At 48.9% G+C, this 13,599-nt stretch carries 11 protein-coding genes; all 11 read right to left on the bottom strand.

Translation table 11 applies throughout. From position 1 onward, the window contains the following. Window positions 1-67 precede the first annotated feature (67 nt). The 11 genes from AC3ZPD_RS13545 to AC3ZPD_RS13495 all read right to left on the bottom strand — a co-directional run bounded on the left by AC3ZPD_RS13545 (window position 68) and on the right by AC3ZPD_RS13495 (window position 13,361). Window positions 68-2,329, bottom strand: coding sequence for a penicillin-binding transpeptidase domain-containing protein (locus AC3ZPD_RS13545; protein WP_490984820.1), 2,262 nt, complete (start codon window positions 2,327-2,329; stop codon window positions 68-70). 21 nt (window positions 2,330-2,350) lie between these two features. After that, window positions 2,351-2,776 (bottom strand): hypothetical protein, encoded by a 426-nt coding sequence (locus AC3ZPD_RS13540; RefSeq protein ID WP_490984819.1) that lies wholly within the window; start codon window positions 2,774-2,776, stop codon window positions 2,351-2,353. A gap of 58 nt (window positions 2,777-2,834) precedes the next feature. After that, window positions 2,835-3,794, bottom strand: a complete 960-nt coding sequence (rsmH, locus tag AC3ZPD_RS13535; RefSeq protein WP_490984818.1) for a 16S rRNA (cytosine(1402)-N(4))-methyltransferase RsmH — start codon at window positions 3,792-3,794, stop codon at window positions 2,835-2,837. Window positions 3,795-3,852: 58 nt separating this feature from the next. Next, on the bottom strand, window positions 3,853-4,290 hold the full coding sequence (gene mraZ / locus AC3ZPD_RS13530; RefSeq protein WP_490984886.1) for a division/cell wall cluster transcriptional repressor MraZ: 438 nt from the start codon (window positions 4,288-4,290) through the stop codon (window positions 3,853-3,855). A gap of 239 nt (window positions 4,291-4,529) precedes the next feature. Continuing rightward, window positions 4,530-5,795, bottom strand: a complete 1,266-nt coding sequence (locus tag AC3ZPD_RS13525; protein WP_490984817.1) for an adenosylhomocysteinase — start codon at window positions 5,793-5,795, stop codon at window positions 4,530-4,532. A 21-nt stretch (window positions 5,796-5,816) separates the two neighbouring features. Beyond that, entirely contained in the window at window positions 5,817-7,442 is a 1,626-nt protein-coding gene (bshC, locus tag AC3ZPD_RS13520) for a bacillithiol biosynthesis cysteine-adding enzyme BshC (RefSeq protein ID WP_490984816.1), read from the bottom strand. Window positions 7,443-7,651: 209 nt separating this feature from the next. Beyond that, on the bottom strand, window positions 7,652-8,587 hold the full coding sequence (locus AC3ZPD_RS13515; protein ID WP_490984815.1) for an ABC transporter ATP-binding protein: 936 nt from the start codon (window positions 8,585-8,587) through the stop codon (window positions 7,652-7,654). Continuing rightward, complete coding sequence (locus AC3ZPD_RS13510; RefSeq protein ID WP_490984814.1) at window positions 8,584-9,579, bottom strand: ABC transporter ATP-binding protein; 996 nt, start codon at window positions 9,577-9,579, stop codon at window positions 8,584-8,586. The genes AC3ZPD_RS13515 and AC3ZPD_RS13510 overlap by 4 nt, the downstream gene beginning before the upstream one ends. Before the next feature lie 11 nt (window positions 9,580-9,590). Further along, a complete protein-coding gene (locus AC3ZPD_RS13505; protein ID WP_490984813.1) occupies window positions 9,591-10,538 on the bottom strand; it encodes an ABC transporter permease in 948 nt (315 codons plus the stop codon). 3 nt (window positions 10,539-10,541) lie between these two features. Further along, window positions 10,542-11,474, bottom strand: a complete 933-nt coding sequence (locus AC3ZPD_RS13500; protein WP_490984812.1) for an ABC transporter permease — start codon at window positions 11,472-11,474, stop codon at window positions 10,542-10,544. Window positions 11,475-11,645: 171 nt separating this feature from the next. Next, entirely contained in the window at window positions 11,646-13,361 is a 1,716-nt protein-coding gene (locus AC3ZPD_RS13495; RefSeq protein ID WP_490984811.1) for a peptide ABC transporter substrate-binding protein, read from the bottom strand. Window positions 13,362-13,599 lie beyond the last annotated feature (238 nt).

The raw sequence follows: 13,599 nt of genomic DNA, 5'->3' as shown, positions 1-13,599 counted from the left end.
AAGACATCGGCTTGTCAGCTGTCATATAGTACCATTCTTATTCAGGGAAAAGAGGGGTTAGAACAAGCTATCCTGGCGGCTCGTTTTCATTCGGCGCAGAGGCGTCCGTCGTGTTCGTCGAACCAGCCGAATCTTCAGTATCCGATTCTCCGCCGTCCGAATCTTCGCCCGACCCGGCTTGGCCTTTTGTTGCCGGAGGCTGCAGCTTCAGATGCACGCTTCTGGACCCGTCTTTATTTTGGGTAACCGATTGGCTCGCTACGTAACCTTCACCTTCGGCCGTAACCGAAACGCCCATCAGCGACAGCACTTCGACCGCATCTCTCAGCGATTTTCCGGCAAGATTCGGCACGGTCATCGTTTTGCTTTCCTCTGTCAGGAGATAGATGATTTGTCCGGCTTCCATGGCCGTTCCTTCTTTCGGGAACTGGGAGATCACTTTGCTGCCTTTGCCCAGCGTTTCGTAAGCAATTCCGTCCTGGATCAGCTGGCCGGTGGCTTCTTTCAGCGTTTCACCGGTCAGAGAAGGAGCTTTGGCGGCGGCGTCCGTATTGTTCTTCGCCGTTTCCTTCGTGACATTTGTTTTAGGTACACCCATATAAGGCAGCGCCTTGCTGACGATTTCCTTGAAGACCGGAGCGGCGGCCGTACTTCCGCCCAGCTCCGAATTCTGCGGCTGGTCGATGACGACCAACATGACAATTTTCGGATCGTTGACCGGCGCATAACCGATGAAGGACACCACCGATTTGGAATAATCGTATTCGCCGTTTACGACCTTCACTGCCGTACCCGTTTTACCGGCTACCCGGTAACCGTCGATATAGGCATGGCGGCCGGTCCCGATTTTTTGGTCCGCTACCACCTGCTCCAGATAGCTGCCTACCTCTTTGGCTTTGTCCGGGTCAATGACCTGCCGGACAACTTTCGTTTTGGTATCCACCGTTTTGCCGGTGTTTGGATCCGTTATGGATTTAATGATATGCGGCTCAAGCAGCTTTCCGCCATTGGCCACCGCGGATACGGCAGCCACCTGCTGGATCGGCGTTACGAGAAGCTGGCCGTGCCCATAGGAAGCGGCTGCATAGTCCGCCGGGTACTTCATGTTTACGAGACCGCTAAGCTCACCAGGGAGCTCTATTCCCGTCTTTTGGCCGAAGCCGAACTTTTCGATATAATCCTTCAATCTTTCGGGCCCAAGTTTCTCGTACCCGAGCTTAACGAAAGCAACGTTACTTGAACGTTTGACCCCTTCCAAGAAGGAGATATTGCCCCAGCCCGCGCGGTTGATATCGTGGATGGTCTGGCCCGGTACCCGGATGCTGCCGGACTGGTATTTTTCATTCGGATTAAACAAACCTTCCTGCACAGCTCCGGCAAGCGTAACGATCTTGAAGGTGGAACCGGGCTCATACACCGAAGTCAAGGCATGGTTCGTAAAATTCTCCGGATTGTAATCCTCCCAGTAGGTGTTCGGATTAAAGGTCGGCATATTGGCCATGCCCAAAATGTCCATCGTATTCGGGTCGGCCGCAATGACCGTCATGCTGATCGGTTTCAGATCGTCATAGGCTTTTTTCATGGCGGATTCGATATAATATTGAATAGTGCTGTCTATCGTTAACTTGATGTTTTCTCCGTTTTTTACCGGCGTATACATCTTGTCAGCTTTCGGAACCTCGATGCCTTTCGGGTCGGCTTCGTATTGCAGCTCTCCGTCCTGGCCTTCAAGCTCTTTATTGTAATAAGCCTCCAGGCCGGTCACCGCCTGGCCCTCACGGTTCATATAACCGAGAATATGGGAGGCTAAGGTCTGGTTCGGATAATACCGTTTGGTTTCATTAACAAAACTGATGCCCGAGTCGTCGATATGATGCTCTTCTTTGATTTTTTTCTGCAGGGTTTCGACTTTGTCTTTGACCTCAAGGTCTACCTTCCATCCCTCCAGGCGTACTTCACGCTGAGCGTACAGCTTGCCCTGCGAATCTTTTGCATTCACGAGCGCAAGCAGTTCATCCTCCGGTTTCCCCAAAATCGAATGCAGGCCTTCTACGACGTCGGCCTGGATTTTATACTCATCGATAACTCGGGGATTTACGGCAATGGTATAAGCGGGGATATCCATGGCCAGCGTTGCGCCGTTCCGGTCGGTGATCGTTCCCCGGGTCGCTTTAATGACTTCTTTCTTGGACCACTGCTTCTCCGCATAATCCTGCCAAAAGCCGGCGTTAACCACCTGAATCCAGAATACCCGCGTCATTAAGACAATAAAAAAGAGGGTGGTTAGTCCCCCTATGAGCAGTGTCCGCATTTTTATTCTTCTGGTCATACGCTCAACCTTCTTTGCTACTTATTTCTTCGCCGTTGCAGGCAGATCTTCCGACTTGTCGTCCGTAACTGTTCCGTCACTCTCATTGATTCTAATGCCGTCTGTTTCCGGAGCTACGAACCCCAGCTCTTGCGCTTTATCCGGAATCAAGTCCAGCAGCTTTTGCTTCTTCACCTCGGATTCGGTAATTTCCGTCGTGTAGGTCTTGATTTTATTTTCCGAGGTATGCACCTGCATTTTCAGTTCGTAAATATAAGCATTTCTCCAGATCAGAACACCTGCAATTCCCACTACACAAGCAATGGTAATTAAATAAAGCAGCTTTTCACGCATCGGGAGATGCGATTTGCGGGTCACAACCTTTGTAGTTTCCCTGTATTTGGGCGCTCCGTGTACTCTTTCGGGTGACTTTTCTTGAACTGCAAGGTTGCCCCGCGTATAAGCCATATGTTTTAAACCTCCACAACTTGTTGTTTTAATTCTTTAGTTAGTTCTTTTAAGCTTTCTACAATTTCTCCGCTACACGCAGCTTGGCTGAACGTGCCCGCGGGTTTTGCTCCAGTTCACTTTCGGAAGGCACGATCGGTTTACGGTTAATCAATTTCAGCGTCCCGCTTTCGCTTGCTCCGCAAGCGCACATTGGCAGATCGGGCGGGCAAATGCATTTGCTGACATATCCCGTAAAAATCTGCTTGCACAAACGGTCTTCCAAAGAGTGGAACGTGATTACCGACACTCTTCCTGCGGGTGCCAGGCAGCGTACCGCCTGATGCAGGCTGTCCTCGAAAGCGCCCAGCTCATCATTGACGGCAATGCGGAGAGCCTGAAAACTCCGTTTGGCAGGATGCCCTCCCGTACGTCTTGCCGCGGCAGGAATCCCTGCCTTGATGAGTTCTACCAGCTGCCCGGTGGTTTCGACCGGCGTTTCCTGCCGGGATTCGACAATCACCTTGGCAATCCGTCTGGAAAACTTCTCTTCTCCATATTGAAACAATACCCTCGCGATTTCCTTTTCAGGCCATTCGTTGACAATATCCCGGGCCGTCAGGTCCGTTGAACGGTCCATCCGCATGTCCAGCGGGGCATCCGAGTTGTAGCTAAAGCCCCTTTCTCCTTCATCAAATTGGGGTGAAGAAACGCCGAGATCATACAAGATGCCATCTACCTGCGGAACACCGTCCACTTGCGGAACCTCCGGGATCGTTCTGAGCTGCTCTTCCAGGTGCCGAAAGTTGCTTTTGACGAGAATAAGTCTGTCCGCAAACTCCTTCAGCCTTTCTTTCGCATTGTCATGCGCCCAATCATCCTGGTCAAAAGCAATCAGTTTCCCTTTAGGACCCAGCTTGGACAATATCACCGAGCTGTGGCCGCCGCCTCCCAGCGTGCAGTCCACGTAAATGCCGTCCGGCTTAATATGCAGCCCTTCTGTTGCTTCTTCTTTAAGCACTGTGATGTGATGGAACAAAGCTGCAAACCTCCAAATTCAATCCGATTCGACTTTGCTATAAAAGTTTTATCGGTATTTACAAATCAAAATTAAAATCCACCAGCTTTTCGGCAATTTCGTTAAACGTATCCTCCGACTGATCGAAATACTGCTGCCAGGTTTCCCTATTCCAGATCTCCACCCGGTTGGATACGCCCAGTACCACGCATTCTTTGTCCAGCTTGGCATATTCTCGTAAATTGGCGGGTAAATTTACCCTTCCCTGTTTATCCCATTCGCATTCCGTTGCCCCGGAGAAAAAGAAACGCGTAAACGCGCGGGCGTCGGATTTCATCAGAGGAAGAGCTTTCAGCTTGTTCTCAAGCACTTCCCATTCCGACTGCGGATAAACAAAAAGACAGTGGTCCAAACCCCGGGTTACAACAAAAGTGGTCCCTAAAGAGTCGCGGAATTTAGCCGGGATCGTAATCCGGCCTTTGTCATCAATGCTATGCTGGAACTCCCCCATAAACATCGGACTACCCACTCCTTAACCTCTTTCCCCCACTTTAACCCACTTTCCACCACTCATGAGATATAACTATTCTTCGTTCCTTTTGTTTTTCCTGCTAAATCGCCAAAAAAATTTTATGGTAATTTCATACAATCCGCAAAAAGAAAAATCCCCTCCCGCTTAAGCAGGGAGAGGATTTCGTTTTTACATCGTCCTATTTCACCAAAAAATAAAACAGGTTTAAACCCGCCGGCCGGTTCTTAAGCCTGCCAGCTTTGCAAATAAGCCTTTTGCTCGTCGCTTAACGTGTCGATGGCGATGTTGAGGCTTTCCAGCTTGTATCTCGCTACCTGCTCATCAATTTCATAAGGGACGTTAACGACCGTTTTGCCGATCTCCTGATAATGCTCGTTTACGTATCTCAAACCAAGCGCCTGAAGCGCAAAGGTTGTATCCATAATTTCTGCGGGATGCCCGTCCGCTGCCGCGAGATTCACCAGCCGGCCTTCGCCGAGACTGTAAATTTTGCGGCCGTCTTTCAGACGGTATTCCTCGATATTTTTCCGAACGGTTCGAATAGAGACACTTCTAGCTTCCAGATCCGGCTTGCTGAACTCGACATCGAAGTGGCCGGCGTTGGACAAAATTGCCCCATCCTTCATGACATCGTAATGCTCGCCGTTAATAACATATTTGTTGCCGGTAACCGTAATGAAAAAGTCGCCCAGCTTTGCCGCTTCCAGCATCGGCATGACGCGGAACCCGTCCATATGCGCCTCAACTGCTTTGATCGCATCCACTTCCGTAACGATGACGTTTGCTCCTAAACCTTTGGCACGCATAGCTACACCTTTGCCGCACCAGCCGTAACCGACAACCACTACGGTTTTGCCGGACACCACCAGGTTGGTTGTGCGGATAATGCCGTCCCAGGCCGACTGGCCCGTGCCGTACCGGTTATCGAACAAATATTTGCAATAAGCATCATTGACCGCTACCATCGGGAATTTAAGCAGGTTCTGCTTGTCCAAAGCCTTAAGACGGATAATGCCTGTCGTTGTTTCTTCAGCTCCGCCGCGGATGTTTTCCCCGAGCTCCGGACATTCGGACTGCAGCAGCGTCACCAGGTCGCCCCCGTCATCAATAATCAAATCGGGTTTGGACTCCAGCGATTTACGGATCAGCTGTTTGTATTCGGCAGGCTCCGGATTGTATTTGGCAAACACGGTAATTCCGTCCTCTACGAGGGCCGCACAGACATCATCCTGGGTAGACAAGGGATTGCTGCCCGTAATCGTAACATCGGCTCCTCCCGCCTGCACCACTTTGGCCAAATAGGCCGTTTTGGCTTCAAGATGAAGGCAGATGGTAACTTTAAGCCCCTTAAACGGCAATTCTTCCTCAAACTGTTTGCGGATCCGGTTCAGCACCGGCATATGGGCTTCCACCCAATCGATTTTGAGATGGCCTTGCGGAGCCAAGCCAAGATCAGCAACGATGCTGTTCTCTTTTGCGTTTGCTGCCATACCTGCGTCCTCCTACCCTGCTCAAAGTAAAATCAGCTTGTGACAGCTGTTCGTTTCATAAGGAATCTCCATTAAATGGTCCATAAACTCCATGCCGTAACGGTTCAAATAATAATAGATATTATAGACACGTTCCTGCAGCTTATCCTGCGGCATTAACGACAAATGAATGCGGTCCCAGTGCCGGAGCGTTGCTTCATTAGCCGTGGCCAGCGCATCTTTGGCTTTGCCTTGGAGAAAATCCATTTGCGCGAGGATGCGTTCTTTATTGGTGTCTCCGAGCCTCAACAGCCCCGTTTCGATGGTGCCCAGCTGTTCAATAAGCGGTTCATATAAACGGGTAAAAGCTTCTTTCACTTCTGCAAACCGCTCATCTACGTGAACGTGATCCTGCTCGGCGAGCCATGCGGCCTTTTTCTCGTGGAAACGGTCCCGAACCTCTTCATAACTCAGTTCATATTTGTCCATATACTTCTGCAAAGTGCCCTCTACAACGGTAAAAGACAGCCGCGGCAGTAAAATCGGCATTTGCAGTCCAAGTTCGCCGAAGGCTTTTTTGAGCAGCGCCCAATAAGCAATTTCTCCGTCTCCAAGCACGAAAGCAAGGACAGGCAGCAAAGCATCCTGCATCAATGGCCGCGTTAAAACGTTGTTGCTGAAACGTTCCGGATGTCCCTTAATTTCTTCGATCAATTCTTCCTTAGTGAAAGAAACCTGACCCTTCCGATCCATAAACCGCTCTCCGCTGCGGAAGAGCAGCAGTCTTTTTCCTTCATGGACATAAAAAAGGTTAGCTCCGTCTTCGGCTACTTCCGCCTGCTCTTCAAGACCCATCTCGCGAATTTGACGGGCGGCTTCAATATAAGAGGCCGTAAGGCCATCTCCGTGACGAACGATTTGTTCGAACATGCCTTTTTCAAGCTTCCTCAGCTCAGGATCTGCAGAATCCAGCAGCACAAGGCCGTATTTGCCGAACAGCTTGCCCAGCAGCTTGGCAAAACTCAGCGTCAACGTTTCCGAAACCGACCCACGCAGATCAGCCAACAGCTGCGGTTTAAATTCCGTATCCGGAAGCAGCTCGGTTAACTCCTTAAGCACTCGGTCCCACTCCTCGGAATGAACGGAAGTATAGCTGACCGGCGTGCGCAGGTCGTCATTCCGGTGCATCCGGATTCGCGTGACTTTTAAATCTTTTGACAGGATATATGTATGGTTCGCTTCATCCCAGTCATGATCTTCTCCGGCAATCCAAAATACCGGCACTACCGACCGCCCTAACTCAGCTTCTGCTTTCTTGGCCGCTTGAATAACGGTTGCCGCTTTATAGATGACAAATAGCGGTCCCGTAAACAGGCCGGACTGCTGACCGCCCACAATAACTGCAGTACCCTTTTGTTCCAGCCGGTCAAGCGAAGCCTTCACCTGCGGCGCCGGATTATGCAGATTATTATATGTGCGGAGAACACCTGTAACCTTTTGACGGTCAATCCGGTTGTCCTCATTATGATCAAGCCATTCCAATCTTGCCTGCCAGCTGGCCGGCTCCGCCGCATCGCTTTGATACAGATGAGCGACGCTCGGATAATCCGCGATAAGCGCGGCTGCCAGAGGCTGCCTCACAGATAACGGTTTGTCAACAATCTTCATCTTAAGTCAGTCCTCCTGTTACCTCATGCATGAAAACCCTTCTTGATTGTACCGGAGCGGCCCGATTCCGTCAAAGCTATTTAAAATTTATCATAAGCAAACCTATCAGGCGGAACCTAACTCCGAAGCTGATTCAAGCCGTTTGCGGATCCTTAGAAATTATTAATTAAATAAATAAACCCGCAGGTTTTCCTGCGGGTTTATTGCGGTTATTTGCGAGGCATGGATACCCAATGGCCTTTAGTTACTTCAACCAGCTCGGAGTTATCCAGATCGAAAGCGCCGCCGGAGCCGGAATCGTTTTTACCGGAGATTGGCCCGGAAGCATCATCCTGCAGCAAAATCCGCTTTTTGTTCGCTTCCACTTCCGGATCCGGAACCGGGATGGCGGACAAAAGTGTTTTCGTGTAAGGATGCTGCGGGTTGGCGTAAAGCTCTTCACTTGGAGCAAGCTCTACGACTTTACCCAGATACATAACGGCTACACGGTCGCTGATATGCTTCACCATGGACAAGTCATGGGCAACAAACAAATAAGTAAGTCCCAGCTTGTTCTGCAGTTCAGTCAGCAGGTTTACAACCTGAGCCTGAATGGAAACATCAAGCGCGGAAATCGGTTCGTCGCAAATGATGAACTTTGGATTTACCGCAAGGGCGCGGGCAATCCCGATCCGCTGACGCTGACCGCCGGAAAATTCGTGCGGGTAACGAGAAGCGTGATCGGATTTGAGGCCTACCATGTCCAGCAGCTCTTCCACCCGTTTTTTTCGCTCCTGGCGGCTTCCGGCCAAACCGTGAATATCCAGCGCTTCGCCGATAATATCCATGACCGTAAAACGAGGGTTCAAGGAAGCGTAAGGATCCTGGAAAATCATCTGCATATCCCGGCGCATCGCTTTCATTTTACGGGGAGGAAGCTTATAAATATCCGTCCCTTCAAAGCGAACGCTGCCAGCCGTAGGCTCATACAGACGGAGAATCGTACGACCAGCGGTCGATTTACCGCAGCCGGATTCCCCTACCAGGCCGAGCGTTTCCCCTTTTTGAATCGAAAAGCTGATATCGTTAACGGCCTTCAGGGTTTTGCCTTGGCCAACGTTAAAAAACTTTTTCAAACCGTCTACTTCAATTAATGGTTGACTCAAGACGGATTCACCTCCTGTGCCATTGGATGATGCAGCCAGCAGCGAGCCATATGCGTTTCGCTGAATTCGGTCGGATCCGGATCAATCTGTTCGCAAACCTTCATGGCGTGCGGGCAGCGAGCCGCAAACGGACAACCTACAGGCGGTTTGATCAAATCCGGCGGCGTGCCCGGAATCGGGATCAGCGGCTCGTCTTTGCTCTGGTCAACCCGCGGCAGGGAACGAAGCAAACCTTGCGTATAAGGATGGCTTGGGTTTTTGAAAATCTCCCATTTCGTCCCCGTTTCCACTACTTCACCCGCATACATAACGATAACGCGGTCGCACATGCCGGCTACTACGCCGAGGTCGTGCGTAATCAAGATGATTGACGTACCCAATTTTTCCTGCATGTCTCTCATGACATCCAGAATTTGAGCTTGTATCGTAACGTCGAGCGCGGTCGTTGGTTCGTCGGCGATAAGCAGCGCAGGCCGGCAGGCCAGTGCAATCGCGATCATAACCCGTTGACGCATGCCGCCGGAGAATTCGTGCGGATACTGGCTATAACGTGCTTCAGCGTTTTTGATGCCAACCATTTTCAGCATTTCGATGGCTCTCTTTTTCGCCTCTTGTCCGGACAGGTTTTGGTGTTTAATCAAACCCTCGGTAATTTGGCGTCCTACTTTAATTGTAGGGTTAAGCGAGGTCATTGGATCCTGGAAAATCATGCCGATGTCTTTCCCACGGATGCCTTCCATTTGCTTGTTCGTTTTTTTCAGCAGGTTTTGGCCTTGGAAAATAATTTCGCCCTTTTTGACAAAAGACGGCGGTGAAGGAATAAGACGCATAATCGATTGCGCGGTTACACTTTTACCACTACCGGATTCACCTACAATGGCAATGGTTTCCCCTTTGCCAAGTTCAAAATCAACACCGCGGACAGCCTGAACTTCTCCGCCTCTTACTTTGAAGGAAACATGCAAATCTTTAACCTGCAAAATCGGTTCCATAGTTTCACCCCCTATTTTTTCAATTTAGGATCAAGCGCGTCACGAAGACCGTCGCCGAAGATGTTAAAAGCCAGCATCGTTACACTGATCAGGATAGCCGGGAACAACATCCGCCAAGGGTAATACATCCAGCCCGTCAAGGCGTCATTGACCATCGAACCGAGGGAAGCGACAGGTGCTTGTACACCGAGACCCAAGAAGCTGAGGAAAGCTTCAGAGAAAATTGCATTCGGCACGGACAAAGTCAAGGTTACGATAATTGGACCTACCGCATTCGGAAGCAGGTGGCGGAACAGCAAACGACCGGAGCCGGCACCCATCGAGCGGGAAGCAAGCACGAACTCGCGGTTTTTGAGCTGCATAATTTCACCGCGGACAATCCAGGACATATTAATCCAGCCCGTAATCGTCAAGGCTAAAATGATCGTTCCTAAACTTGGCTCAAACACGACCAGCAAAAGGATCGTTACCAGCAGGTACGGAATAGCGTAAATGATTTCGGAAAACTTGTTCATGATTTCATCCACACGTCCGCCGAAATAACCCATGATACCGCCGTAGATAACACCGATAAGCAAGTCAATCAAAGCGGCTACAAGACCTACAATGAGGGAAATGCGCGCGCCCATCCAGGTACGGACAAACATGTCGCGGCCCAGATCATCGGTTCCGAACCAGTGATCAGCCGAAGGCTTCTGGTTAGTAGCAAGCAAATCATTTGTGTAATAGTTATATTTCGAAATCAAAGGACCAAAGATGGCCATAAGCACAATTAGCGCAAGAAGAACCAATGCCCCCATGGCTACCTTGTTTTCGATAAGGCGGCGCCAGGCGTCTTTCCAGGCGGAAACACTTTCGCGCTGAATGATTTCTGCATTTTTCTCGGATGTGTCGAGTTTACGGAAATCATCGGGCGTCAATGCCACGGTTTGTTTAACTGTATTGGAATCTACAGACATCGGTTAGCCCTCCTTCCTTGAACTTAATTTCACGCGTGGATCGACCACGACATACAACAAATCCGAAACAAAACGAGCGAGCATCAGCAACACACCGTAGAAAATGGTAATCCCCATTATGAGCGTATAGTCCCGGTTGGTGATCGATTCGACAAATTGTTTACCAATCCCGCCGATACCAAAGACCTGCTCGATAACTACAGAACCCGTAACAACGTTGGCTGCCATAGGTCCCAAGTAAGTAATGACCGGCATGATGCCGTTCCGTACCACGTGTCTGAACATGATGGTAAACCAGTTCAAACCTTTGGCTTTTGCCGTCTTGATGTAATCCGCATGCAGAACCTCCAGCATGCTGGACCGCGTCAACCTGGCAATAAACGCAATCGGCTGGGCAGACAGCGCAGCTACAGGCAGCACATAATCGAGCGGCGTTTCAAAGCCCATCACTCGAAAGACATGCAGCTTAAACGCAAAGAAAAATTGCAGCAGAGCCGCCAAAACAAAACTCGGCACCGCAATCCCCAGAACGGCCAGAACCATCGCCACGTTGTCGATTAGCTTTCGATGGTAAAGCGCTGCTAGCATCCCCAGCAGGACGCCGACAATAATCGACACAATAATAGCGACAATCCCCAATTTAAGGGACGCTGAGAAGGTTTTCAAAATGAGATCGGACACTTCCTGGTTCACGTGTTTCATGGAAAGTCCCAGATCCCCATGAAGGATATTGCCTAGATATTTGCCGTACTGTACATACAGTGGTTTATCAAAACCATACTGTTCGAACAGCCGCGCTCGAATTTCGGGCGGAACCTTTTTCTCCGACTGAAACGGGTCACCCGGAATGGCTTTCATCAGAAAGAAAGTGGCCGACACCAGAATGAACAGTGAGACCAACATGTAGAACAATTTACTTAGTACATAGCGAAACATGCCCGATTTTGCACCTCCTTGTCGAATAAAACAGCATAAAAAAATTTTACCTAAATACGCCAGTTTTGTCCATTGGCAATACATAAAAAAACGGGATATATGTGGATATCCACACATATATCCCATTGAATTATAAAGTTAAAGCAAGTTCTTCAAATCATATTGAAGTTCTTAGTGTTCAAGCAGGTAAGCTCTGGAGTAGTCAACGGAACCGCTGTAATCCAAAGTTGCACCTTTCAGGTAAGGTTTAACCAAAGAAAGGTTCGTGTAATAGTAAACCGGCATGATTCCCATTTGGTCGCCGATCAGGATTTGTTCGGCTTTGCGGAAATCTTCCATACGAGCTTTGTTGTCCGAATTTTTGTAAGCATCAGCAACAAGGGAATCGTAAGTAGGATCGTTCAATTTAATATCATTGTTACCGCTTTGTGTGGTCCACATGTCGATAAATGTCATAGGGTCGTTATAGTCAGGAACCCAGCCGGCACGAGCGACTTGGAAATCGCCGTTTTGACGGTTTTTGAGGAATACGCCCCATTCTTGGTTTTCGATTTGAACGTCTACACCCAGATTTTTCTTCCACATATCAGTTACGGCCAAAGCGATTTTCTTGTGGTTGTCATCTGTGTTGTAAGTCAAAGTGATTGGAGGCAGGGAAGTAATTCCTTCTTCAGCCATACCTTCTTGAAGTAATTTCTTAGCTTCAGTTACGTCTTCTTTAAAGTAATCTTCCGGATACTCTTCGCGGAACGATTTGTCAGCACCGTTGATGCCCGGAGGAACCAAACCAAATGCAGGAACTTGACCGCCTTTAGTTACATTGTCAACGATCGACTGGCGATCAATGGCCATCGCGAATGCTTTACGGATTTTTGCGTTGTCAAAAGGTTTAGCTTTTGTATTGAACTCGTAGTAGTAAAGGCTCGCAATCGGGTCAATGTGGAACTCGTCTTTAAATTGGTCTTTCAAAATTGGAATTTGGTCGGCAGGAATGTTGCCGTTTGGCTGACCTGCGCGATCAAGCTCGCCGTTTTGGTAAGACAATACTTCTGTTGCTGCACTGTTTACGATAGTTGCTTTGATCGTATTCAACTTAATGTCCTTGTTATCCCAGTAGTTAGGGTTTTTATCAAATTCCATGGATTGACCAGTTACCAGGCTCTTCAATGTGAATGGGCCGTTAGTAATCATGGTGCTAGGATCCGTAGCCCATTTGTCGTTGTTTGCAACAGACTTATGAACCGGGAAATAAGTGTAGAAAGAAGTCAAGTTAATGAAATAAGGAGTTGTGTTCTCCAAAGTAACCTGAAGTGTGTAATCGTCTACGGCTTTAACGCCAACTTGGGAGAAATCAGTGACTTTTCCTTCGTTGAAAGCTTGGGCGTTCTTCAGGTAGTACAATTGGTAAGCGTAAGCTGGAGCCGGTTGAGTCTTAGGATCAAGCACGCGCTGCCAAGCAAATACGAAATCTCCAGCAGTTACAGGATCCCCGTTGCTCCATTTAGCGTCTTTACGAAGATGGAAAGTGTAAACTTTGCCAGTGGAATCTGTTTCCCAGCTTTCAGCAACACCAGGAACTTCTTTGGAGTTCTCATCGACACGTACCAAACCTTCATACATTAGGTTCAGTGCAGTATGCGCTTGGTTATCTTGCGCTTGTGCCGGGTCAAACGTCGGCACGTCAGCCGAGAAGTTAATGCGGAGCGTTTGGTCTGCTGCCAATTTTTCTTCACCGCCAGCATTGCTGCCGCCAGTGTTGGTGCTGCTGTTTGTGCTTCCGTTGCCGCTGTTTGCTGCCGAGTTGTTATTGCCAGATCCGCATGCGGATAATACAACGCCTACAGCAAGAACAAGCGTCAGAAGGACTAGCCATCTTTGCTTCTTCATGTAACTTCTTCCCCCTACAAAATTTATTTTGGTTTATTTTTCAGATTATACAACCGTCGGTTAAAAAAATCTATCATTAATTTTGAGAAAAAACTCATTTTTCTTAGTTTTTCTCACATGAAAGTGCTTTATTTCCCATTTTTTTATACATACCTGACATCTTATGTTATATAAATTCCATTTAATTCCTGTTGTCCACGCTAGTTCGACGAAAACCTCCTCCGTATTTGAACTGTAA

This window comes from Paenibacillus mobilis (assembly GCF_058267595.1).
This window is presented reverse-complemented; position numbering and strand designations above follow the sequence as displayed.

Bases quoted from the DNA above. Each gene is read 5' to 3' on its own strand.
- AC3ZPD_RS13545 (WP_490984820.1), bottom strand. From the start codon at position 2,329: ATGACCAGAAGAATAAAAATGCGGACACTGCTCATAGGGGGACTAACC.
- AC3ZPD_RS13540 (WP_490984819.1), bottom strand. From the start codon at position 2,776: ATGGCTTATACGCGGGGCAACCTTGCAGTTCAAGAAAAGTCACCCGAA.
- mraZ (WP_490984886.1), bottom strand. From the start codon at position 4,290: ATGTTTATGGGGGAGTTCCAGCATAGCATTGATGACAAAGGCCGGATT.
- AC3ZPD_RS13525 (WP_490984817.1), bottom strand. From the start codon at position 5,795: ATGGCAGCAAACGCAAAAGAGAACAGCATCGTTGCTGATCTTGGCTTG.
- bshC (WP_490984816.1), bottom strand. From the start codon at position 7,442: ATGAAGATTGTTGACAAACCGTTATCTGTGAGGCAGCCTCTGGCAGCC.
- AC3ZPD_RS13510 (WP_490984814.1), bottom strand. From the start codon at position 9,579: ATGGAACCGATTTTGCAGGTTAAAGATTTGCATGTTTCCTTCAAAGTA.
- AC3ZPD_RS13505 (WP_490984813.1), bottom strand. From the start codon at position 10,538: ATGTCTGTAGATTCCAATACAGTTAAACAAACCGTGGCATTGACGCCC.
- AC3ZPD_RS13500 (WP_490984812.1), bottom strand. From the start codon at position 11,474: ATGTTTCGCTATGTACTAAGTAAATTGTTCTACATGTTGGTCTCACTG.
- AC3ZPD_RS13495 (WP_490984811.1), bottom strand. From the start codon at position 13,361: ATGAAGAAGCAAAGATGGCTAGTCCTTCTGACGCTTGTTCTTGCTGTA.